This is a genomic window from Catenibacterium sp. AM22-6LB (genome assembly GCF_003435615.1).
Lineage (GTDB): Bacteria > Bacillota_I > Bacilli_A > Erysipelotrichales > Coprobacillaceae > Catenibacterium > Catenibacterium mitsuoka_A.
In genome coordinates, this window is the sequence record NZ_QTUM01000002.1 from 77,181 (window position 1) to 101,715 (window position 24,535).

The 24,535-nt window shown below is 35.1% G+C and carries 18 protein-coding genes; 17 read left to right on the plus strand and 1 reads right to left on the minus strand.

All coding sequences use genetic code 11. The features are described from left to right. Positions 1-34 precede the first annotated feature (34 nt). From dnaE to DW269_RS01340, 17 genes are all read left to right on the plus strand, one after another. Complete coding sequence (dnaE, locus tag DW269_RS01260; RefSeq protein ID WP_117458194.1) at positions 35-3,100, plus strand: DNA polymerase III subunit alpha; 3,066 nt, start codon at positions 35-37, stop codon at positions 3,098-3,100. A 1-nt stretch (position 3,101) separates the two neighbouring features. Further along, complete coding sequence (gene polA / locus DW269_RS01265) at positions 3,102-5,705, plus strand: DNA polymerase I (protein WP_117458195.1); 2,604 nt, start codon at positions 3,102-3,104, stop codon at positions 5,703-5,705. After that, the gene (gene mutM, locus DW269_RS01270) at positions 5,705-6,517 is read left to right on the plus strand and encodes a bifunctional DNA-formamidopyrimidine glycosylase/DNA-(apurinic or apyrimidinic site) lyase (RefSeq protein WP_117458196.1); all 813 of its coding nucleotides are present in this window, start codon (positions 5,705-5,707) and stop codon (positions 6,515-6,517) included. Before polA ends, mutM begins: the two co-directional genes overlap by 1 nt. A 2-nt stretch (positions 6,518-6,519) precedes the next feature. Further along, positions 6,520-7,473 carry a Gfo/Idh/MocA family protein gene (locus tag DW269_RS01275; protein ID WP_117458197.1) on the plus strand — a complete coding sequence of 318 codons (954 nt, stop codon included), beginning with the start codon at positions 6,520-6,522 and terminating at the stop codon, positions 7,471-7,473. Next, positions 7,461-8,033, plus strand: coding sequence for a dephospho-CoA kinase (coaE, locus tag DW269_RS01280; RefSeq protein ID WP_117458198.1), 573 nt, complete (start codon positions 7,461-7,463; stop codon positions 8,031-8,033). Before DW269_RS01275 ends, coaE begins: the two co-directional genes overlap by 13 nt. A gap of 1 nt (position 8,034) precedes the next feature. Further along, positions 8,035-9,273: a DnaD domain protein gene (locus DW269_RS01285; protein WP_117458199.1), complete on the plus strand. Its 1,239-nt coding sequence runs from the start codon at positions 8,035-8,037 to the stop codon at positions 9,271-9,273. After that, positions 9,270-10,166, plus strand: a complete 897-nt coding sequence (locus DW269_RS01290) for a hypothetical protein (protein ID WP_117458200.1) — start codon at positions 9,270-9,272, stop codon at positions 10,164-10,166. The genes DW269_RS01285 and DW269_RS01290 overlap by 4 nt, the downstream gene beginning before the upstream one ends. 95 nt (positions 10,167-10,261) lie before the next feature. After that, the gene (pfkA, locus tag DW269_RS01295; protein ID WP_006504907.1) at positions 10,262-11,221 is read left to right on the plus strand and encodes a 6-phosphofructokinase; all 960 of its coding nucleotides are present in this window, start codon (positions 10,262-10,264) and stop codon (positions 11,219-11,221) included. Positions 11,222-11,289: 68 nt separating this feature from the next. Beyond that, a complete protein-coding gene (gene pyk, locus DW269_RS01300) occupies positions 11,290-12,720 on the plus strand; it encodes a pyruvate kinase (RefSeq protein WP_117458201.1) in 1,431 nt (476 codons plus the stop codon). A 308-nt stretch (positions 12,721-13,028) separates the two neighbouring features. Then, positions 13,029-14,786 carry a threonine--tRNA ligase gene (thrS, locus tag DW269_RS01305; RefSeq protein ID WP_117458202.1) on the plus strand — a complete coding sequence of 586 codons (1,758 nt, stop codon included), beginning with the start codon at positions 13,029-13,031 and terminating at the stop codon, positions 14,784-14,786. 121 nt (positions 14,787-14,907) lie between these two features. Then, complete coding sequence (gene proB / locus DW269_RS01310) at positions 14,908-16,032, plus strand: glutamate 5-kinase (protein ID WP_117458203.1); 1,125 nt, start codon at positions 14,908-14,910, stop codon at positions 16,030-16,032. After that, a complete protein-coding gene (locus tag DW269_RS01315; RefSeq protein WP_117458204.1) occupies positions 16,032-17,270 on the plus strand; it encodes a glutamate-5-semialdehyde dehydrogenase in 1,239 nt (412 codons plus the stop codon). Before proB ends, DW269_RS01315 begins: the two co-directional genes overlap by 1 nt. A 93-nt stretch (positions 17,271-17,363) precedes the next feature. Beyond that, positions 17,364-17,810: a MarR family winged helix-turn-helix transcriptional regulator gene (locus DW269_RS01320; RefSeq protein ID WP_117458205.1), complete on the plus strand. Its 447-nt coding sequence runs from the start codon at positions 17,364-17,366 to the stop codon at positions 17,808-17,810. Further along, on the plus strand, positions 17,803-20,508 hold the full coding sequence (locus tag DW269_RS01325) for an ATP-binding cassette domain-containing protein (RefSeq protein WP_233502404.1): 2,706 nt from the start codon (positions 17,803-17,805) through the stop codon (positions 20,506-20,508). The genes DW269_RS01320 and DW269_RS01325 overlap by 8 nt, the downstream gene beginning before the upstream one ends. Then, positions 20,501-22,333 carry an ABC transporter ATP-binding protein gene (locus DW269_RS01330; RefSeq protein WP_117458206.1) on the plus strand — a complete coding sequence of 611 codons (1,833 nt, stop codon included), beginning with the start codon at positions 20,501-20,503 and terminating at the stop codon, positions 22,331-22,333. The genes DW269_RS01325 and DW269_RS01330 overlap by 8 nt, the downstream gene beginning before the upstream one ends. A gap of 79 nt (positions 22,334-22,412) precedes the next feature. Continuing rightward, positions 22,413-22,892: a GNAT family N-acetyltransferase gene (locus DW269_RS01335; RefSeq protein ID WP_117458207.1), complete on the plus strand. Its 480-nt coding sequence runs from the start codon at positions 22,413-22,415 to the stop codon at positions 22,890-22,892. Next, positions 22,889-23,938, plus strand: coding sequence for a molybdopterin-binding protein (locus DW269_RS01340; RefSeq protein WP_117458208.1), 1,050 nt, complete (start codon positions 22,889-22,891; stop codon positions 23,936-23,938). The genes DW269_RS01335 and DW269_RS01340 overlap by 4 nt, the downstream gene beginning before the upstream one ends. Here DW269_RS01340 and DW269_RS01345 read toward each other — a convergent pair. Next, positions 23,927-24,490 carry an alpha/beta hydrolase gene (locus DW269_RS01345; RefSeq protein WP_117458209.1) on the minus strand — a complete coding sequence of 188 codons (564 nt, stop codon included), beginning with the start codon at positions 24,488-24,490 and terminating at the stop codon, positions 23,927-23,929. The genes DW269_RS01340 and DW269_RS01345 overlap by 12 nt on opposite strands. Positions 24,491-24,535 lie beyond the last annotated feature (45 nt).

Consider the following 24,535-nt stretch of genomic DNA (forward strand, 5'->3'; position numbering starts at 1 on the left):
GGTATAATGGGTGAACAAGGAAGGAGAGGATCCTATGTTTGGACACTTACAGATTAAAAGTGCTTATAGCTTTCAGGAGAGTACAATACTTATTCAATCTCTTATAGATAACGCAAAATCAAAACATATCCAGGCTCTTGCCTTAACAGATGATAATAACATGTATGGGGCCTATGAATTCTATGAAGCATGTACAAAAGCTTCAATTAAACCAATACTAGGTGTGAACGCCTCTATTATGTTTAATGATGATTTAATACATTTATTACTTTATGCACGTGATGATGTTGGTTATAAAGATTTAGTACGTATTGTGAGTGATATTAATCTCAATGAGAATAAAGCTATCACATTGAAAGCTTTATCCAACTATCGTGATCATCTTTATATAGTTTCTCATGAATATGAAGATAGACTCATCGAACAAGAAGCAACAAGTAAAGAAGATTTATTAACACATGCACAAACAGAACGACCAGTCATGAGCTTTATGAAGACTATGAAGAGTCTTTTTGGTGCCTCTTATCGTATTATGATTGTAGAAGATGGGATTAAAGGACATTCACTTCGTAACCAAACACTTATTAAATATGCTCAGTTCTTAGATATTCCCTGTATCTGGGGAAATGATGTGCGTTACTTGCATTCTCATGATGCTTTCACATTAGATTTATTACAAGCTTCTAAAAAAGGAGAAGTTTTGAATAAGAATCATGAACCACTTACAACTGACCGTTACTTAAAATCAGAAAAAGAAATCAGAGAACTCTTTAGTCGTTATCCTGATATTATTAAAAACACAGAAGAAATCATTGATAACTGTTATGGGTCTATCCAAAAGACAGAAAACGGTCTTCCTCACTACAAAACACCTACAGGTGATAGTGGGGCATATTTAAGACATTTATGTATTAAAGGACTTAAACAACGCTTTAAAAATCAGCCTATCACAGATGACTATAAAGATCGTTTACTCTATGAATTAAAAACTATTCATACAATGGGGTATGATGATTATTTCTTAATTGTATTTGATTATGTACAATATGCAAAAAAACATGGTATACTCGTTGGACCTGGAAGAGGATCTGCCGCAGGTTCACTTGTTGCCTATTGTTTAGGTATCACAAATATTGATCCATTAAAATATGATCTGCTCTTTGAACGTTTCTTAAATCCAGAAAGAGTATCCATGCCAGATATTGATGTAGACTTCCAGGATGACCGTCGTGATGAAGTCATTCAATATGTATGCGATAAATATGGACATGATCATGTGGCTCAGATTGTCGCTTTTTCTACCTATGGTCCTCGTGTTGCGATAAAAGATATAGGAAAAGTGATGGGAATCCCCTTACCAAGACTAGAAATGATTGCGAAGATGGTTCCTACTGCCCCTAAACATCGTAAAAGTATTACTGAAGTCTATTCTACAAGTGCTTCATTTCAGGATATGATTCAAAAAGATCCAGTTCTTTCACGTCTTATTGCGCCTATGAGCTTAGTAGAATATTTACCACGTAATATTACTATGCATGCAGCTGGTGTTGTCTTATCCTATGAACCATTAAGAGATGTAGTTCCTTTAGTTATTGGTCCTAGTGATATGATCATGAGTCAGTACTCTAAGGATTATATTGAAAAAACAGGACTCCTTAAGATGGACTTCTTAGGCTTAAAGAACCTCACTATGATAGACTATATTATGAAGGATATTGAAAGAAAATTAGGAAAAACATTCTCTATTAACACAATACCTCTTAATGATGCACGTACTTATCATCTTATTTCTCGTGGAGATACAACAGGTGTCTTCCAATTAGAATCAAGTGGTATGCGCTCATTACTTATGAAGATGAAACCTGAATGCTTTGATGATATCGTTGCAGCCATTGCCTTATATAGACCAGGTCCAATGGAAAATATTCCCCTTTATCTAGAGGGTAGAAAGAATAAAAACAATATTACTTACTTGCTTAAAGAACTAGAACCTATTTTGAAATCTACCTATGGTATTATGATCTATCAGGAACAGATTATGCAGATTGCCCAGGTTATTGCTGGATTCTCTTTAGGTCGTGCAGATATATTAAGAAAAGCTGTGTCTAGCAAAGATGAAAGCATGATGGCAGGTATGAAGGAAGAATTTATTCAAGGGGCTATTAAAAAAGGCTTTAAAGAAGATGTTGCCACAAGGCTTTATCAGATGATAGAAAAGTTTGCGAACTATGGATTTAATAAGAGTCATTCTGTTGCTTATGGGTATGTGGCTTATCAATTAGCTTACTTAAAGGCTAATTATCCACTCTATTTCTTTGCAGCCATTCTTTCCAATGAATCAGGTTCTGCTTCTAGTAAGATGCGTACAATTGAAGAATCTAAACGCTATGGAGTTAAGATTCTCCCACCTTCTATCAATTACTCTTATTCACGCTTTATGGTAGAAGAAGGTGGTATTCGTTATTCTTTAGTCTCTATTAAGAATGTAGGTTCTGCAGGTTATAAGATGATACTTAAAGAAAGAGAAAAAGGTCTCTTTAAAGATATGTATGATTTCTTAGCTCGTATACCTTCTCTTTCATCTAAGATGTTAGAAAGTTTAATAGATGCAGGGGCTTTTGATGAATTTAATAAAAATCGTGCCTATTTACGTAAGAATATTTCACTCATGATGGAGTATATACAATTAGGGGTTGATGAAAAACCAATCTTTGAAGAAGTAAGAGAAAATAAATTTGAACGTTTAGAAAGAGAAAAAGAAGTACTCGGACTTTATATATCTACACATCCTATTGTCTATGTAAAACAGAAGATCAAACATCCTTTAGTTAATCTCGTAGATGTAGAAAACTATATGGATCGTACAATACCAGTTGTATGTTCTATTAGTTCAGTACGTGCTATTGTAGATAAGAAAGGAAGAGAAATGGCTTTTATTGAAGGACAGGATGAAACAGGACAGGTAGAATTTGTCTGTTTCTCTAACCAATATGAACGTTATAAGAATATATTAGAAAGAGGTAAGACTGTGGAAATGAATGTCCGTGTTCAATACCGTGATCGCTTATCTCTTATTATTAATCAAGTAAAGGAGTTATAAAATGGAAGAATTAATATTAATAGATGGGAACTCATTACTGTTTAAGGCATTCTATGCTACTAGCTATACAGGTAACTATATGGTCAATCGTAATGGTATTCCCACTAATGGTGTCTATGGCTTTGCACGTATGGTGGAGAAGATCATCAGTACCAATCCTAAATATGTCATTGTCGCTTTTGACTATGGTACAAAAACATTCCGTAATGAACTATTAGATACATATAAAGCTACACGAAAAGAAACACCACAGGAACTTGTTCCTCAATTTGCGCTTGCAAGAGAATACCTAACTGCTCATAACATCACTTGGTATGAAGTAGAAGGCTATGAAGGGGATGATATCATTGGTACACTTGTAGACTTTGGTGAAAAGAATAACTTAAAAGTATCTGTTTATACAGGAGATAAGGATGCCAATCAGTTGATTTCACCTCAAACGACAATCTATCGTACCGTTAAAGGTGTCACTGAACTTGATATTTATAATGAACAGACTTTACTTGATAAATATGGTTTAAAGCCAGATCAGTTTAGAGATTTCTTAGGACTCATGGGTGATAGTTCTGATAATATCCCAGGTATTAAAGGTGTAGGTGAAAAGACTGCCTTAAAACTATTACATCAATATGGCACTATTGAAGGATTACAGGAACATCAGGATGAAATCAAAGGTAAGATGGGTGAAAAAATCAGAGCAGGTATGGAAGATGCCTTGATGAGTAAAAAAGTAGCCACAATACTAAGAGATATACCAATAGATGTAGATTTAGAAAAAGCTACATATCAGGGTTATGACTATGAAACACTCAAGTCATTCTATGAAAAATATGATATGAATTCTTTGATTAAATCTATGACGACTGAAGCAGCACCTAAAAAGGAATTGAAACTAGAAATAGTAGATCATATGCCTGAAATCACAAAGGACAGTGCTGTTTATCCTTCTATCTATGATACAAACTATCATCGTTCTATTATTCTAGGATATGGTATTTATAATGATGAACAGGCTTATTTTATCTCTTATGAAAATGCATTAAAGGATGAATCATTCTTAGCTTACTTAAAGGATGAAAATAAGAAAAAGTATGGCTATGATATCAAGAGTGCAGTCATTGGTTCTAGATGGAATGGAATAGAAATCAATGGTTATACATTTGACTTATCACTTGCTTCTTATGTCTTAGAACCAGCTATTAAAGAAGAACTCAAATATGTTTGTACACATTTTGATTATGAAGGTGTGCAATATGATGAAGAAGTATTTGGAAAAGGTGCAAAGAAGCATATTCCAGAAGATGACATCTTAGCGAGTCATATTGTCTCTAAAGCCAAAGCCATCTATGAACTTAAAGATGTTGTCACTAAAGAATTAAAAGATAAAAATCAGTATGAACTATATGAAAACATTGAACTTCCTGTCACACGAATCTTAGGAGAAATGGAATTTGCAGGTACTGAAATAGATTTAGATGTATTAAAGGAAATGGATACAGCTTTTGATGAAACAATTGAAAAACTAGCCAACGATATCTATCGTATCTCAGGTACTACATTCAATATTTCTTCACCTAAACAATTAGGTCAGGTCTTATTTGAAGATCTAGGATTAAAGGGTGGCAAGAAAACAAAGACTGGTTATTCTACAAGTCAGGATGTCTTAGAAAAAATTATTGATGCCCATCCCGTTGTTCCATTAGTACTAGAATATAGAATGTTGACTAAACTTTCTTCTACATACTTAAAAGGACTACAGGAGCAGGTATTCCCAGACAACAAGATTCATACAATCTATAAACAGACTCTTACTCATACAGGACGTCTCTCTTCTGTAGATCCAAATTTACAGAATATTCCAGTTAGAAGTGAAGAAGGAAAACTCATTAGAAAAGCCTTTGTATCACATAATGGCTATCTTGTATCTTTTGACTATTCACAGATTGAATTAAGAATACTTGCACATATGGCTCATGTCACTAATTTGATTGATGCCTTTAATCAAGGCAAAGATATCCATAGACATACTGCAGCTTTAGTATTTGGCGTAAAGGATGAAGAAGTTACTCCACAAATGCGTTCACAGGCAAAAGCCGTTAACTTTGGTATTATTTATGGTATGAGTGAATTTAGACTGTCTAAAGATATTGGTATGTCTATTTCTGAAGCAAGAGACTTTATTAATAAATATTTTGAAACATATCCAGAAGTAAAAACATATATGGATGAAGTTGTAGAAACATGTAAGAAACAGGGTTATGTCTCTACACTACTTAATAGAAAAAGATATATTCCTACAATCAATGATAAGAACTTCATGGTACGCCAGCAGGCGCAAAGATATGCAATGAATACACCAATCCAGGGAACAGGTGCGGATATTTTGAAACTTGCGATGATTGAAGTGGATAAAGCCCTTAAAGAAAAGAATCTTAAATCACAGATGATCTTACAGGTACACGATGAACTGATTTTTGATGTATTTGAAGATGAATTAGAAGAAGTTATGTCTTTAGTCAAAGAGAAGATGGAACACTGCATTAAGATGGATGTCCCTCTTATTGTAGAAGGCAACTATGCCAAGAATTGGTGTGAATTAAAATAATGCCTGAATTACCAGAAGTAGAAACAGTACGAAGAACCTTAAAGAACTTTGTACTTCATAAAACAATAGACTCTATAGAAGTACGCTATCCACGTATTATTGATGGAGATGTAGAGACATTTGTCTCTACACTCATTCATCAATCTATTTGTGATATAGACAGATATGGTAAATATTTGATCTTTATTTTAGATCATGATGCATTTATTTCTCATCTAAGAATGGAAGGGAAATATAATATAAAAATGAAAGATGAACCTTATGATAAACATGATCATATTATCTTTCATATGACAGATGGCACAGATCTTCGTTATAACGATACAAGAAAGTTTGGCCGTATGCAGTTAGTAGACAAAGAACACTATCATGAAATACCACCACTGAGTCGTTTAGGACAGGAACCGATGGAAGCGACATTTGACTATATCTATCCACGTATTCATCAAAGTCATTTACCTATTAAACAATTATTACTAGACCAATCTATTTTTACTGGTATAGGAAATATCTATGCGAATGAAATATGTTTTAGAATGGGTATGGATCCTCGTACAAGAGGAGATAGACTTTCAAAGAAACGTATTTTAGAATTAATAGAAGTATCCAGTACTATTTTAAAGGAAGCCATTGCCCAGGGTGGGACAACCATCCATTCATTTGATGCCAATGGTATCCATGGCTTATTTCAGGTTACTTTATCTGTTCATGCACAAACAACATGTTCAAAATGCAAGGGACCTATAAAGAAAATCACAATTACAGGAAGAGGAACATATTATTGTCCTCACTGTCAGAAACGGAGGTATTAAATATGTTGAATTGGGGTGTCATAGGATTAGGAAGAATTGCCCAGAGATTCTGTGAGAGTCTCTCTCATTTTGATGAAGCATGCTTTTATGCAGGGGCTTCTCATAATCCAGAAAAAAGACAACAATTTAAAGAACTCTATCATCCAGAAAAACTCTATGACGATTATATGAAGTTACTAGAAGATGAGAATGTAGACATTGTCTATATCGCATTGCCACATGCCTCTCATTACAAGTATGCATTAGAAGCAATGAAACATCATAAAGCTGTTTTAGTAGAAAAACCAGCTACCTTAACAAGCAAAGAAATAAGAACACTCTGTGAATATTCAGAAAAGAATCATGTCTTCTTTATGGAAGCCATGAAATCTAGATTTATTCCAATGATCAATCAAGTACATAAAGAAATAGAAAAAGGTATTATTGGAGATATTGTTTCTATAGAAAACCATTTCCAATCCATTGTACCTTATGATGAACATTCTTATATTTATGATCCAAAACAAGGTGGTGCATTATATGATACAGGTATTTATAATATTGCGACTGTCTTAGATTTTGTGAAGAGTCCTGTTGTTTCTATTTCTAATGATGTGAAAGTAGAACATGGTGTAGATGTTCATGATTCGATTACTCTAGAATTTGAAAATGGTGTCAAAGCTTTTATGGAAGCGTCACTTGATGGACCAGTAAGAAAAGATATGACTATTACAGGTACTAAAGGAACTATCATACTAGATCCATTCTATCGTCCTACAAAAGCAGTTATTTCATTTAATGGTGAATCTTTTACAGGAGAAATCCCTTATGATATTGATGATTTCCATACTGAAATAGAAGCCTGTCATGAAGCTATTGCGTATATTAAGGTAGAAAGTAATCGTATGAGTCATCAAGATAGTATTGATTGTATTGAACTTATGGAACGTATTGGAGAAACAATATGCAGGTCATAGGACTCACTGGTGGTATTGCGAGTGGTAAAAGTACTGTCAGTTATTATTTGATCACTCATGGTTATGAAGTCATTGATGCAGATGATATCTCACGTCATGCCTTAGAACCAGGTACAGAGGCTTTTAAACAGGTCATTGAACATTTTCCTGTACTTACTGATGGCATTATCAATAGACAAAAACTTGCAGATATCATCTTTAATAATCCGAATGAAAAGAACTATCTAGAAGGCATCTTACATCCCTATATTAGAAGTGTTATTGTACAAAAAATTAAACAATCTAAAAACAACATTGTCTTTATTGATGTACCATTACTCTTTGAGGCAGGCTGGGATGATTTATGTGACTCTACAATAGTGGTCAGTTGTGACAAAGAAACACAGATTCAAAGAGTCTTATCCCGTGACCATTGTACACGTACGCAGGCATTAGACCGTATTAGAAATCAGATGTCTTTAGAAGACAAAGAACAACGTGCAGACTATATCATTAGAAACAATACAAACTATTATGATTTAGAAAAAGAAATACTAAGAGTATTAAAGAAGGTGGAATAAGATGTTATATGCGACAGATGTTTATTTAAGTGAACGTTCATTACCATTAAGTCTTAATGATTGTGATATTCTCACTTATTTGTATGCCCCATTACTTAAAACACAGGCTTATAGTCTTTATATGTATTTGAATGTAGAATCCATGCGTATGCGTCATTTCCATCAGCCTTGTGCAATCAGTCGCTTGACTATGGCTTTAAATCTAGACTTGGAAGAATTAGACCAGGCAAGAAAGACATTAGAAGGTTTAAGCCTGCTTAAATCCTACTATAAAGAATCAGAAGGGCAGGGAGTCTATGTCTTTCACTTAATGACACCACTTTCTGTCAATGCCTTCTTTAGAAACCAGATACTTGCAGGTTTATTACAGAAGACAATCGGTGTAGAAGAATATACTAAAACAAAGAATTACTTCCGTTCAGGACTAGAAAAGCTCACTGAATATGAGGAAGTCACATCACGCTTTGAAGATGTCTTTACGATTGATTTATCACAAAACAAACCATTGAAACATGAATCAGGATATCAAGAAGAAGAAAGTGAACGTCCAATTATTAATTATGATCTCACTCTCTTCTATGAAACATTGAAGGATTATCAGGTTCCTATGAAAATAGTGAATCGTAATGAAGATACAATTAAGCAGATTGCGACTCTTTATGCGATAGATCAATTATCTCTTGCTTTAATGGTTAAGGATGCGATTGTGGAAGGTAAGTTTAATCGTAAAGCTTTAGTAGAACAGGCTAAACGTTACTATAGTGCTGATTCAGCAAGTTCACTTAAAGAGGTCTATCACACTCAGCCCATTCAGCATGTTTCACCACAAACTGATGATGATAACTTAAACAAGCACTTTAGATATCTAGAGACAATCTCACCTTATCAGCTATTAAAGAATAAGCAGGGAGGAAAAGAACCAGCTCTTCATGATCTCAATATTGCGGAATCATTGATGGCTATGGGACTTACTCCTGCAGTCACTAATATGTTGATAGAATATGTTTTAGGTAGAAGTAATGGACGACTAGACAAGAACTATTGTGAAACAATTGGTGCTTCATGGGTGAGAAAAGGGTTAAAGACAGCTCGTGATGCGTATCAGGAGGTTCATAATACGAAAACTCAAAAACCAATCAAGAAGACTACAAAGAAAAAAGAAAATAAACCTGTAGAAGTCAGTGCGCAGGATCAAGAAGAATTAAGACGATTAATGGAAGGTCTAGGAGGTGATCTATGATGATAAAAGCAGGACAGATTCTTTCTTTTGATAAAGAATTAGAAAATACAAGAAATCAAAGCTTGCAGGAATTAATCAAAAGACAGGATATTAGAGAATTCGTAGAAAAGAATCATTTAACTAAAAAGGCTCTAGAAGATGCTTGGGTAGATTTACTTGCCTATGTAGATGATCATGAACCTTGTTTACATTGCCATGGTATCAATGAATGCCCTAAGATGAATAAAGGACAGCAGATTACTTTAAGCTATGAAACTTACGTCCATCGTGATGTTAAAAGCTGTCAATATGGTCTTGAAAAGCATGAAAATGATCAGCTTCTTTCTCGCTTTCATTACAACAATATGTCTACAAGACTTGCACTTATTAGCTTGAAAGATATGGCAGCTGAAGCAATGAATAAAAAAGATGCAAGTATGATGATTTTAACTAAGCAATTGATTGAATATGTCAATCGACCACAAACAAAAGGCTTCTTAGTATGTGGCGGACCAAATCGTACAAGAATCATGGCAGGTATGATGAATGAATTAGCTAGACGTGGCTATGAAGTAGGCTTATGTCATGTACCTACACTTATGGCAGATGTCAAAGCAAGCTTTAATTCAAACGAAGATACATCTTTAGTGGATCTAGTAAAAAACATTCCTTATTTACTCTTAGATAGTGTAGGTGAAGAAAATGTTACTAACTGGTCTAGAGATGAAGTTCTTGCGATGATTTTAGACTATCGTATCTTAAATGAATTACCTACTTTCATGACTTCTGCATATGGTTTTGAAGACTTGGAAACGATTTACACGAATAAATATAATGATAAACGTGAACAGCTACGTGCAAAGAATATTGTTTCTAAAATGAAAGCGCTATGTTGTGAAATAATTATTGACTAAAAAAATTGATTGGAATAGAATTGTTGATGGTAAGGAACGAACAATTATGCTAGAATGGTTATTAAATATAATGCATAAGTTGAGAGGAGAAAAAAATGGTTAAGTGTATTGGTGTTTTAACTTCTGGGGGAGATGCTCCTGGAATGAACGCTGCAATTCGTGCAGTAGCTAGAACTTGTCTTAACAAGGGTATCGAAGTTTATGGCGTTAGACTTGGCTATAAAGGTCTTCATGAAGGTAAGTTCATGAAATTCGATCGTCATAGTACTCGTAACATCATCAATAATGGTGGTACTATTTTAAAATCTGCTCGTTTCCCTGAATTCAAAGATCCTGAAATCAGAAAAGAAGCAATCGAACAGATGAAAAAAGTAGGTATGGAAGCATTAGTAGTCATCGGTGGTGACGGCTCATACAATGGTGCTTTAAAACTTACAGAAATGGGAGTTAATTGTATTGGTCTTCCAGGAACAATTGACAATGATATTCCTGATACTGATTTCACAATTGGATTTGATACTGCATTAAATACAATTGTTGAAGCATTAGACAGATTAAGAGATACTTCTTCTTCACATCAGAGATGTACTATCCTTGAAGTTATGGGTAGAAGATGTGGTGACCTTGCGATTAATGCAGGTATCGCAGCTGGTGCTGAACTAGTAATCACTTCTGATACTGGTTATGATGAAGATAAGATCATCGAAAGATTAAAACAGTCAAAGGCATCTGATAAGGACCATGCAATCGTGGTTATTACTGAACATATCACTGATGTCAATGAACTTGCAAAGAAAGTCGAAGCTGCAACAGGTTTCGAAACTCGTGCAAATGTCTTAGGTCATTTACAGCGTGGTGGTAGACCAACTGCAAGAGACCGTGTCTTAGCTAGCCGTATGGGTGTTAAGGCTGTAGAACTTCTTGAAGAAGGTAAAGGTGGACTTTGCGTAGGTGAAGTACATGGTCAGATTACTGCTTTCCCTATCACAGAAGTATTAAGTCATAAGCATGTAGCTGATGCTGGTATTTACGAAGACGCTAAGAAGTTACGTTAATTTCTTGGTGGATTTGTTAAATATATATAACGGAGTGTAAATTTATTTGGTTGATTAAGGAGTCTAAAATGGTTAAAGAAAAAATGAAAAAAACAAAAATTGTTTGTACTATTGGTCCTGCTTCACAGGATAAAGAAATGTTAAAGAAGCTTATTAAAGCTGGTATGAACGTAATGCGTTGTAACTTCTCACATGGTGACTATGAAGAACATGCTGGAAAGATGGATACTTTAAGAGAAGTAAACAAGGAATTAGGTACTGATGTAGCTATCATGCTTGATACTAAAGGTCCTGAAATCCGTACTGGTGCTTTCGAAGGTGGATTCACTGAATTCAAGAAAGGTCAGGTTTCAGTAATCACTCCAGAAGAAATTGTTGGTTCTTCAGATCGTTTCACAATTTCTTATAAGGAATTATACAAGGATGTTAAGCCTGGTGCTTATATCTTAGTTAACGATGGTCAGGTTGCATTATTAGTTGACCACGTTGAAGGTAAGGATATCTATTGTGTAGCTGCTAACGATGGTAGAGTTAAGAACACTCGTGGTATCAACGTTCCTGGTACTAAGTTACAGTTCGAATTCTTATCAGAAAAAGATAAGAACGACTTAATCTTCGGTTGCAAACAGGATGTAAACTTCATCGCTGCTTCATTCGTAAGAAGAAAACAGGATGTATTAGATATTAAGAAATTAATTGCTGAAAACGGTAAGCCAGATATCAAAGTATTACCAAAGATCGAATGTGTTGAAGGTGTTGAAAACATCGACGAAATCATCGAAGTAGCTGATGGTATCATGGTTGCTCGTGGTGACTTAGGTGTAGAAGTACCTGCTGAAGATGTACCTCTAATCCAGAAGTCAATCATCAAGAAATGTAATGCTGCTGGTAAGATCGTTATTACTGCAACTCAGATGCTTGAATCTATGCAGGAAAACCCAAGACCAACAAGAGCTGAAGTATCTGACGTAGCTAACGCTATCTATGATGGTACTGATGCTATCATGTTATCTGGTGAATCTGCTCAGGGTAAATATCCTGAAGAAGCAGTATTAACTATGAACAAGATTGCTCATAAGATCGAAGAAAGCTTAGACTATGCTTCAATCTTAAGAAGAGCTATCAGAACTGCTGATAACTCTAACTCTTCAGAAGCTATCTGTATGTCAGTTGCTGAAATTGCTGCTAACTTCAACGTTTCAGCTATCATCGCATTCACTGAAACAGGTGCTACTGCTAAGCGTATGTCACGTTATAGACCACATTGCCCAATCATCGCTCCAACTCCATCTGATGATACAGTTAAGAAATTAGCTCTTAACTGGGGTGTTAAGCCTGTACTTTGCAAATCTATGAAATCAAGAGAAGGTTTAATGGATCTTGCAATGGTTATCGCTAAGGAAAACGGAATTTCAGCTGGTGAACAGGTAATCGTAACTGGTGGTACTCCAGGTGTTTCTGGTTTAACAAGTTACTTAGAAATCGTTACAATCAAATAATTTTTGATAATTAGGAATAGGGTGACCTATTCCTTTTTTTCTTTATTGACAATTAACTGAAGTGGTGTACAATAAAGGCACAAGCTACGAAACAGGATATGTCTTTAAGATAAAAGCTTACTAGAGAGGAAGAAATGGTGGAAACTTCCATGATATTTACTTAAAGGTACTCCCTGTGATGCTGAACTCGAAAGAGATTCCGTAACTCGCGTTAAGAGATGAGAGGTTATGCATTGCATAACGAATAAAGGTGGTAACACGAGACTTCGTCCTTTGATGAGGTCTCTTTTTATTTATAGGAGGAGAATATGAGCGATTTTTTAAATGACAAAGATTTAAATACTTTAAATCATTCATGTGCACATGTATTAGCACAGGCAGTTAAACATCTTTACCCACAGGCTAAATTCTGGGTAGGTCCAGTAGTAGAAGAAGGATTCTATTATGATATCGATTTAGGTGATCAGACTATTTCTGATGATGACTTACCTAAGATTGAAAAAGAAATGAAGAAAATCTGTAAAGATGGTAAGAGAATCGTTAGACATGAAGTCTCTAAAGAAGAAGCTTTAGAAGAATTCAAGGATGATGAATATAAGCTAGACTTAATCAATGGTTTAGAAGATGGTACAATCACTACTTATTCACAGGGTGATTTCACTGACTTATGTCGTGGTCCACATGTAGAAACAGTTAAACTATGTAAGAACTTCAAGTTAATCAAACATTCTGGTGCATACTGGAAAGGTGATAAGAACAACAAGGTTCTTCAGAGAATTTATGGTGTATGTTTCCCAACTAAAGAAGAATTAGAAGCACATCTTCAGTTATTAGAAGAAGCAAAGGAAAGAGATCACAGAAGACTTGGTAAAGAATTAGGTATCTTCATGTTTGCAGATATCGTAGGTAAAGGTTTACCAATGTGGTTACCAAATGGTTTCACTGTCAGACGTTTATTATCTGATTACATCATGAACAAAGAATTAGAATTAGGTTATGAACATGTTATGACACCTTCTCTTGGTAACGTTAAGTTATACAAGAAATCTGGACATTGGGCTCATTATAAAGATGATATGTTCCCAGCTATGGAATTAGATGATGAAGCATATGTATTAAGACCTATGAACTGTCCACACCATATGGTTATGTATAAATCTACATTACATTCATATCGTGATCTTCCAGTTAGAATTGCGGAAATTGCGAACGATTTCCGTTTTGAAGCAAGTGGTGCTTTAACTGGTATTGAACGTGCAAGAGCATTTACACAGAACGATTCACATATCTTCTGTCGTCCAGACCAGATTGCTCAGGAATTCAAGAATGTAGCACACTTAATCTTAGATGTGTATAAGGACTTTGGTTTCAAAGATTACTCATTCCGTTTATCATTAAGAGATAAGAACAACAAAGAAAAGTATTTCGGTAATGATGAATTATGGGAAAAGAGTGAAAACGAATTACGTGAAGTATTAAAAGAAATGAATGTAGAATTCTATGAAGCAGAAGGCGAAGCAGCATTCTATGGTCCTAAACTTGACGTACAGGTAAAGAGTGCATTAGGACATGATGTTACTTTATCTACAATCCAGTTAGACTACCAGTTACCAGAAAGATTCGAATTAACTTATGTTGATGAAAATGGTGATAAGGTAAGACCAGTTGTTATTCATAGAGCAATCTTAGGTTCATTAGACCGTTTCGTTGCCTTCTTATTAGAAGAAACAAAAGGTAATCTTCCTCTATGGTTAGCACCTACTCAGGTTCAGGTTATTCCAGTTAAACTTGAATATCATGATGAATACGCAAAAGAAGTTGTGGCTAAGTTAAGAAAAGCACACTTCAGAGTAAATAACGATAATAGAGATGAAAAGCTTGGTTATCGTATCAGAGAAGCACAGTTAAAGAAGATCCCTTATCAGTTAGTACTTGGTGATAACGAAAGAGATAATGGTACTGTGACTTATCGTAAACATGGTGAAAAGAAACAGACTACAGTAACTTTTGAAGAATTCGTAGAATTATTAAATACAGAAGTAGAAAATAAAACTTTAAGCCACTAATACATTTGACTCCCTTTGCTGGGAGTCTTTTTTTGTAAAAAGACAAAAATCAGTATGTTTTTGTTTGCTTTTAAAGTGTTTTACCCTCTATAATAGACTAAACAATAAAGGAGTGTTTTCGATGAAACGTAGAATAGAAGAAGTAAAGAAAATTGTCATTAAGGTAGGCTCAAGCTCACTTTGTGACAAAGATGGAAAAATCAATAAAGAAAAAATATTGATGTTAACATGGCAGATTGCCAAACTTAAAAGAGAAGGTTATATTGTTGTTCTAGTCTCTTCAGGAGCCATCGCAGCGGGTATGGACGCATTAGGACTAGACAGTAAACCGAAAACACTACCGGAAAAACAGGCATTAGCTGCGATTGGGCAGGCAAGACTAATGGAAATCTATGAAGAAATATTCCAGGTCTTTAATATGAAATGTTCTCAGATCTTATTAAACCATGATGACTTTGATGATCGTCATCGTTTAATGAACTTAAACCATACAATTAATGCATTACTCAATTATGGTGTTGTTCCTATTATTAATGAAAATGATGCTTTGGCAGTAGATGAAATCAAGGTAGGAGACAATGATACATTGGCTTCACTTATTGTTCCTCTAGTAGAGGCACAATTATTAATTCTTGTCAGTGATATTGATGGTCTTTATACAGGCAATCCTCATACTGATCCTGATGCTGTGCTTATCCACTATGTAGATAAGATTGATGATACTATTTTAAGCTATGCAGGAGATGCAGTCAGTGGTTTAGGTACAGGTGGCATGGCGACTAAACTAAAAGCAGCTCAAATGGTCAATGCATTAGGTAGTCATATGTGTATTGTGAATGGACAGAAAGAAAACAGTATATTAAATGCTTTAGATAATGAAGGGACTTGGTTCAATGGTGCTTCTGGCACAAATATGAATGCTAGAAGACATTGGATTGCCTATCGTACTAAACCAAGAGGAACAATTATAGTTGATGCAGGATGTAGAAAAGCGATTGTTGATAAACATGTCAGTCTTTTACCTACAGGTATTAAAGATGTAGAAGGTAGATTCCTAGAAGGACAGGTTGTTGATATCAAGGATGAAGAGTTAAATACAATTGCGAAGGGTGTTGTCAATTATGCCAGTGATGAAATCAGACTTATTAAAGGACACCAGTCTTCTGAAATAGACGAAGTATTACATCGTCATGACTATGATGAAGTAGTACATGCGAATAACATGGTTGTATTGGAGGAAAGATAATGAATACATTATTAGAAACACAATTAAAGCGTGCTAAAGTTGCTGCACGTCTTTTAAAGAATATGCCTACTTGCACAAAGAATCAGGCACTAGATAAAATTGCTGACGCATTAATTGCACATAGTGAAGAAATATTAGAAGCCAATAAAAAAGATATGAAACATGCACAGGAAGTCAATATGACTAAAGCAATGCAGGATAGACTCTTATTTACTCATGAACGTATTGTAGGAGTAAGTGATGGAGTCAAGAAAGTGGCTATATTACCTGATCCTATTGGTGAAGTGATGGAATCCTGGACAAGACCAAATGGTCTAGAAATTTCTAAAGTGAGAGTGCCTATTGGTGTCTTTGGAATTATCTATGAAGCCCGTCCTAATGTCACTGTAGATATTGCCTCTCTTTGCTTAAAATCAGGCAATGCATGTGTTTTAAGAGGTGGTAAAGAAGCCATTCATACAAATAAGAAATTAGTAGAAATCATGAAGGATGCCACTAAAGACATCTTACCAGAAGGTGCGATTGAACTGATTACAGAACTAGATCACGCCATCGTAGGAGAACTCATCCATGCCAATGAATATGTAGATGTTATTGTACCTAGAGGTGGTGCTGGACTCATTCAGTTTGTTGTTAAGAATGCAACAGTACCTGTTATTGAAACAGGCGCTGGTATCTGCCATCTATATGTTGATAAGGATGCAGACCTTAATAAAGCATTAACTATTGCAGTCAATGCAAAGATTCAAAGACCTTCAGTATGTAATGCGATAGAAACAATACTTGTACATAAGGATGTTGCAGACAAGTTCTTACCTGAACTAAAAAAAGCCTTTGAAAAAGTAGAAATCAAAGGGGATGATGTAGCATGTCAGATCATTCACTGTGAACATGTCACTGATGACAGTTATGCAACAGAATATGATGATTATATTGTGAATATTAGAGTTGTTGACTCAGTAGAAGAAGCAATCAATCATATTTATACATATTCTACAAAACATTCAGAATCCATTATTACTGAAAATAATGAAACAGCTGTATTATTTATGAATAGCTTAGATAGTGCCTGTGTGTATCATAATGCTTCTACAAGATTCTCAGATGGTGGAGAATTTGGTTTTGGGGCAGAACTTGGAATCAGTACACAGAAACTTCATGCCAGAGGTCCACTGGGTTTAAAAGAAATGTGTTCTTACCAATACAAAATTGAAGGAAATGGCCAGATTAGAGAGTAGTAAAAAATACTACTCTTTTTTTATTGACAATAGTTAGCACCCTAACTATAATATTTAGCATACTAACTAATAGTAAGGAGGTGTACAACGGACATGCAAGAGAATGTCAAAGTGATGATAGATAAGGTCGCAGTACTTAGAAAAGTAGTAGGAAAGTATATGATGCGTAACTTTAAGGATATGCCTTTAACAGGTGATCAATCACGCTTGTTATTTGTGATTAAAGAACATGGTCATTCTCAAAAAGAAGTGGCACAATATCTTCATATTTCTGATGCAACACTTTCAGTAAGAATCAAGCGTCTAGAAGAAGCAGGCTATATTATTCGTGAACAGAATCCTCAAGATAAACGTCATTCTACAGTGCGTTTAAGTAAATTGGGTGAAGAGTATTTAGAAATCTGTAAGGATAAGATGAGACATATGGAAGAAGTATGCAGCAGAGGACTCACAAAAGAAGATCATGATGCCGTATTACATATGATTGATATGATTATTAAGAATATGGAAGATGAATTAAAGGAGGAAGACGATGCTTAAACTTAAGAAATATTTTAAGAAATATTGGTTATTGTTTGTATTAGCCATCGTTTGTATATTTGGACAGGCCTATACTGAATTAACACTTCCTGATTATATGTCTGATATCGTATCTAGCGGTATTCAGGCAGGAGGTTTCGATTCAGCTATATCTCCTGTATTAAGTGAAGAAACTTATAATCATTTATTATTATTTGTCTCTTCAAAAGATCAAAAAGTATTAGAAAATGCGTATAAGAAAACTCCTGCAAAGGATGTGGACAAGTCTTATTATAAGACATTCAAAAAAGCAAAGAATCAGACTTTATATATCTTAAAGAAAGATGTAGATGAAGAAAAACTCAATAAAGTATTAACTAAGCCTATGTTGATTGTTTATTCTATGAATAAAATGAAACCTGGTACAAAGCAGTATAAGTCATTTGAGACAAAGATTGATTCAGCTATTAATTCTGCTAAGGAAGGCTATCAAAAAGGCTTAGATGGCTATAATAAAGGTTTAGAACAGTATAATGCTGGCATGGCTAAATACAATCAGGGTGTGAAGCAGTATGAACAGATGCAGACTGCAATTAAGCAATATGATAGTGCACTAAATACATTAAACACTCAGTTTGGTTCATATGAAAAAGCCAAAGAAATGCAGAACACTTTAACAGCACAATATAATGCATTACCTGAAGGTGACGCAAAAACAAAGTTTCAGGCTCAATTAGCTGGTATTTCTCAGGCAGTTGCTGGTTATGAAAAACTCAATGCTTCAGCAGGTCAGATGGCACAAATGAAGAGCCAGTCTTCAACAATCAAGAAACAGCTTGATCAGGCTAAAGAAAAAGTCGCTTCTGCAAAACCTCAATTAGATGAATCTAAGAAGAAACTAGATGATGCAAAAGCACAGATTGATGACATGGAAACACATTTAAACAATGGAGATATTTATTATTTCATCGGTTCAATGGGTGAAGATGAACGTAATAAGATGTTTGAAAGCGTCGATAAGCAGATGAAGACTATGGGTGAATCTACAATGAAGATTGCAGCTGGTGAAGGTGTCAAAGCTGAATATAAGAAACTTGGTGCTGATATCAATAAAGTACAGAACCAGTATATTGCCCATAAAGGTATTCAGATGTTAGCTATTGCCTTACTTGGTGCTGTGGCTTCTATCTGTGTTGCATTCTTAGCATCAAAACTTGGTGCATCAGTGGCAAGAGACTTACGTTTAGCTGTATTTAAGAAGGTTGAAAGCTTCTCTAATACTGAATTCAATAAGTTTTCTACAGCCTCTTTAATTACTCGTAGTACAAACGATATCGTTCAGATCCAGATGGTTCTTGTGATAATCGTAAGAATGTGTATGCTTGCCCCAATCAATGGTATTGGTGGTATTATGAAGGCTGTTAAGAACTCACCATCTATGACTTGGATGATCTTCTTAGTTGTCATTATTATCTTTGGAGTACTTGGTGTCACTTTCTCTATCGCAATGCCTAAATTCAAGATTATCCAGCAATTAATTGATAAACTTAACTTAGCAATGAGAGAAAACCTTTCAGGTATTCTTGTCATTCGTGCATTTGGAAATGAAGAAGAATCTGAAAAACGTTTTGATCAGGCTAACAAAGATTTAACAGGGACAAACTTATTTGTTAATAGAGTGATGGTTTCATTAATGCCTATCATGATGTTTATCATGCAGGGGATGACTTTACTCATTATCTACTTTGGAGCAAAGCAGGTTGATTTAGGTAATATTGCGATTGGTGAAATGATGGCCTTCTTACAGTATGCCATGATTATCGTTATGAGTTTCTTAATGGTCGCAATGATTGCAGTTATGTTACCTCGTGCAAGTGTTGCCGCAAACCGTGTAGCTGAAGTATTAAATACTGAACCTACAATTGAAAATCCAGAACAGAGCACTTCTTTTGATGAAGACAAGAAAGGTTTAATAGAATTCAAACATGTATCATTTAAGTATCCTGGTGCTGATGAACCAGTTTTAACTGATATTGACTTTACAGCCCGTCCTGGTGAAACAACAGCCTTTATTGGATCAACAGGTTCAGGTAAATCAACGCTTATTAACCTTATTCCTCGTTTTTACGATGTAACTGAAGGTGAAGTCACAGTAGATGGTGTGGACGTAAGACATGTCTCTATGCATGATTTAAGAGACCGTATTGGTGTCGTACCTCAAAAGGGATTATTATTCTCAGGTACAATTGAATCAAATATTAAATATGGTGCCCCTGATTTATCTGATGAAGAATTGGCTGAAGTGATTGATGTTGCACAGGCAAAAGAATTCATTGAAACAAAACCATTAGGTGTTAAAGAACCTATTTCTCAGGGTGGTACAAACGTATCAGGTGGACAGAAACAGCGTCTCGCAATTGCAAGAGCACTTGCAAAAAATCCTGAAATTCTTATCTTTGATGACAGCTTCTCAGCACTTGACTTCAAGACTGATGCAACACTTAGAAAACGTCTAGGAGAAATGACTGCCAAGACTCATAACACTGTCTTGATCGTTGGACAGCGTATTGCATCTATCATGCATGCAGATCAGATCATCGTACTTGATGAAGGTAAGATTGTAGGAAAAGGCACACATGAAGAATTAATGAAAACATGTTCTGTCTATCAGGAAATCGCCTTATCTCAGTTATCAAAGGAGGAATTAGACAATGAATAAAAATCGTCGCGCTCCAATGGGTATGGGCAGAGGCCGTGGTAATAATGAAAAAGCGAAGGATTTAGGTGGTACATTAAAGAAGTTACTCGCATACTTAAAACCATATCATTTCAAGATTTGTTTTGTGATGGTATTTGCGGTATGTTCTACTATCTTTAATATTATAGGTCCTAAGGTTCTTGCGAAAGCAACAGATAAACTATCAGAAGGTATCATGGCTAAAGTAGCCAATACCGGTGGTATTGATTTTAATTATATCGTCAAGATTTTATTGATTCTTGTCGTGTTATATGCAGCTAGTTCTCTATTTAGTTATATTATGAGCTGGATCATCTCTGGCGTATCACAGGATGCAGCCTTCTCACTTAGAAAAGATATTTCTGAAAAGATGAACCGTTTACCACTTTCTTATTTTGATAAGCATACAAGTGGTGATATTCTTTCTCGTGTGACTAACGATATTGATACAATCGCTCAGTCATTAAACCAGTCTTTATCTACACTTATTTCTAACGTAGTTACTCTTGTAGGTATCTTTATTATGATGCTTACAATCAGCTGGCAGATGACTTTAATTGCAGTTGTAGTATTACCTGTATCAATGACCTTGATGCGTTTAGTTATGAAGCATTCACAGAAATACTTCACTCAGCAGCAGAACTCACTTGGTGATGTCAATGGTCATATTGAAGAAATGTATGGTGGACATCAGGTCGTCAAAGCGTTCAATGGTGAAGAAAAATCTGTAGAACAGTTTGAACAATATAATGAATCACTTTATACATCAGCATGGAAATCACAATTCTTTGGATCACTCATGATGCCAATTAGTAACTTTATCGGTAATATCGGTTATGTAGGTGTTTGTATTATTGGTGGTATTCTAGCAGGTTCTAAAACAATCACTATTGGTGATATCCAGGCATTTATCCAGTATGTTAGACAGTTCAACCAGCCAATCTCTCAGATTGCTCAGGCGGCTAACTTATTACAAAGTACTGGTGCAGCTGCAGAACGTGTCTTTGAATTCTTAGAGGAAGAAGAATTGACAGAAGATTCAGCTACTCTTACAACTGAAGAAGTACAGAATATGAAGGGTGCTGTCACTTTTGCGGATGTTCACTTTGGTTATAATCCAGATAAGATCATCATCAATGACTTCTCACTCCATGTTCATGCCGGTCAGAAGGTAGCCATTGTTGGTCCGACTGGTGCAGGTAAAACAACTATTATTAAATTGTTGATGCGTTTCTATGAACTCAATGGTGGTTCTATCATGATTGATGGTGAAGATATCACTCAAATGAAACGTAGTGATCTTCGTTCATTATTTGGTATGGTATTACAGGATACATGGTTATTTAATGGTACTATCATGGATAACTTAAAATATGGTCGATTAGATGCCACTGATGAAGAAGTCAAAAAAGCATGCGTGAGTGCGCATGTAGATCACTTTATTCATACATTATCTGATGGCTATAACACTATGATCAATGAAGAATCTTCTAATATCAGTGCAGGTCAGAAGCAGTTATTGACTATTGCCCGTGCTTTCTTAAAGGATCCTAAGATTTTGATTCTTGATGAAGCGACATCTTCAGTTGATACAAGAACAGAAGTATTAATTCAGCAGGGGATGGATGAATTAATGAAGAATAGAACATCATTTGTTATTGCGCATCGTCTTTCTACTATTAGAGATGCAGATACAATTATTGTTATGCGTGATGGTGATATTGTAGAAATCGGTAATCATGAAGGACTACTTAAAGAAAATGGTTTCTATGCAACACTTTATCGTTCACAATTTGAAAATGGATAGTAAAAAGCTTGATAGCCACTTGACTATCAAGTCTTTTTTGTATAAGATACAAAAAATATTTTGAAAGGAGGAACATGTCATGAGATTAAGACAAGCAGTTATAGGTGATATAGAAGCTATCTCTCGTATAGAGTCTCTTTGTTTTCCTAAAGCTGAAGCAGCGACTTATGAGCAGTTTAAAGAACGCTTTAATGCCTTTTCAGAGAACTTTCTTGTATTAGAAGATAAAGATGTTATTGGCTTTATTAATGGGAATACATCGAATATTAAAGGCTTACCAGATGCATTCTATGAAGATGCTTCATTACATGATCCTAGTGGTGATTATATGACAGTTTTTGGCTTAGATGTACATCCTGATTATCAGCATCAAGGCTTAGCACACATGCTTATGAATGGCTATATCACTCTTGCGAAGGAGCGAAATAAAAAAGGAATATTTCTCACATGCAAGGATCACTTGATTGGCTTTTATGAAAGTTTTGGCTATAAGCATCTTGGTGTCTCTTCTTCTACTCATGGAGAAGCAAAATGGAATGATATGTATATGGATATATGAATGTAGAAGTGATTAATGTAGGGACAGAACTTCTTCTTGGTGAAATCATCAACACAGAAGCTCCGGTACTCTTTAAGATGTGTAAAGAATTAGGATTTGATATTTATCATCAGACGACTGTGGGTGATAATCCACAACGTTTATTGGAATGTCTCGATATTGCGTTTAAAAGAGGGACAGATTGTGTCATCACGACTGCAGGACTTGGTCCAACGCAGGATGATTTAACTAAGGAACTCTCAGCAGAATATTTAGGACTAGAACTTGTCTATAACGAAGAAGAAGCTCGTAAGGTGGATGAAAAATGTCGCTTTGTGACAGGACTCGATGTTGTTTCTGACAACAACTTTAAACAGGCTTATTTCCCGGAAAATGCTTATATATTAGAGAACGATGTAGGAACAGCCAATGGCTGTGTGATGAGCAAGGATGGTAAGATGATCATTAATCTTCCTGGTCCACCTAAGGAATTCAATTATGTCGTAGAACATTCTTTAAAACCCTATCTAGAACACTATCGCCAGGAACAAATCTATACAGAAGACTTTCTAGTGATGGGTATTGGGGAAAGTATGATTGATGAAAAACTGACAGAAACCCAATATAAACAGACAGATGTCACTCTTGCGATGTATGCAGGAGAAGGCTATGTAAGAGTACGCATAGCGAATAAAGCCAAAACAAAAGAAGAAGCATATCAACATATGACCCCAATGAGGAATGAGATAGAAACACTATTAAAAGGCTATCTGATTCCAGGAGGTTCTATAGAAAAAGCCCTCAAAGACATCATGGTCCCTATTCAATTCATAGGGGATATAGATGTCCCCACATGGTTTAAGCCTTATGTAAAAGAAGATGCTGACTTAGTTATTTATTCTAAGGTGGAGCATGTCTCTTTAGGTGATCAGGTCACTATCCATGTGAATAACGATAAAGGATTTACAGATGGGATGTTGAAGGATTATCATCTTTCAATGAATCGTTTGACAAGCAAATTACAGCTTTATCTTTATCGTTATTTAAAAAAAGGTTTACCTATGTAGTGGATAAACTGTTTGAATTGCTTCTATGACATGAAGAAAGATGTCATGAAGATTAGAAATATCAACAAGCACATCTCCACACTCTAATGAGTGATTTGCATCACGATAGAGAATAAGTGGAATATGTGCTTCGTCACATGCACATTGAATGAGATTCGTTTTGGCCCATGAGTCATTTGTACCATGGAAGGCAATACCATTTAAACTATACTTGAAAGTCGCAACAAGTGGTGTGAAATAAATAGAATATGCATTCACATGATGTTCTTCATTAAAACGTGCACTAATGGCAGTACCAATACTTTTTGATACAAATAGGATTTCATCATAAGTAGAAAATGGAATATCTTTGAGAATTTCTTCAGTCTGCGCATAACCAATATCTTCAGCCTGCTTAATTAATTCATCTTTATCTTTCATATGAGGAAAGTGTTTATAGTTCACTTCAATGATCTCATAGCCATAGGCTGATAAACATTTTTTAGAGTAGTAGAGGAGTGGCTTATCACAATGATAACCAATTCCAGGAAACAGAACCGCTAGTTTTTTCATCAAATCACCTCGTGTGATTTGATTATAGCACTTATTCACATAATT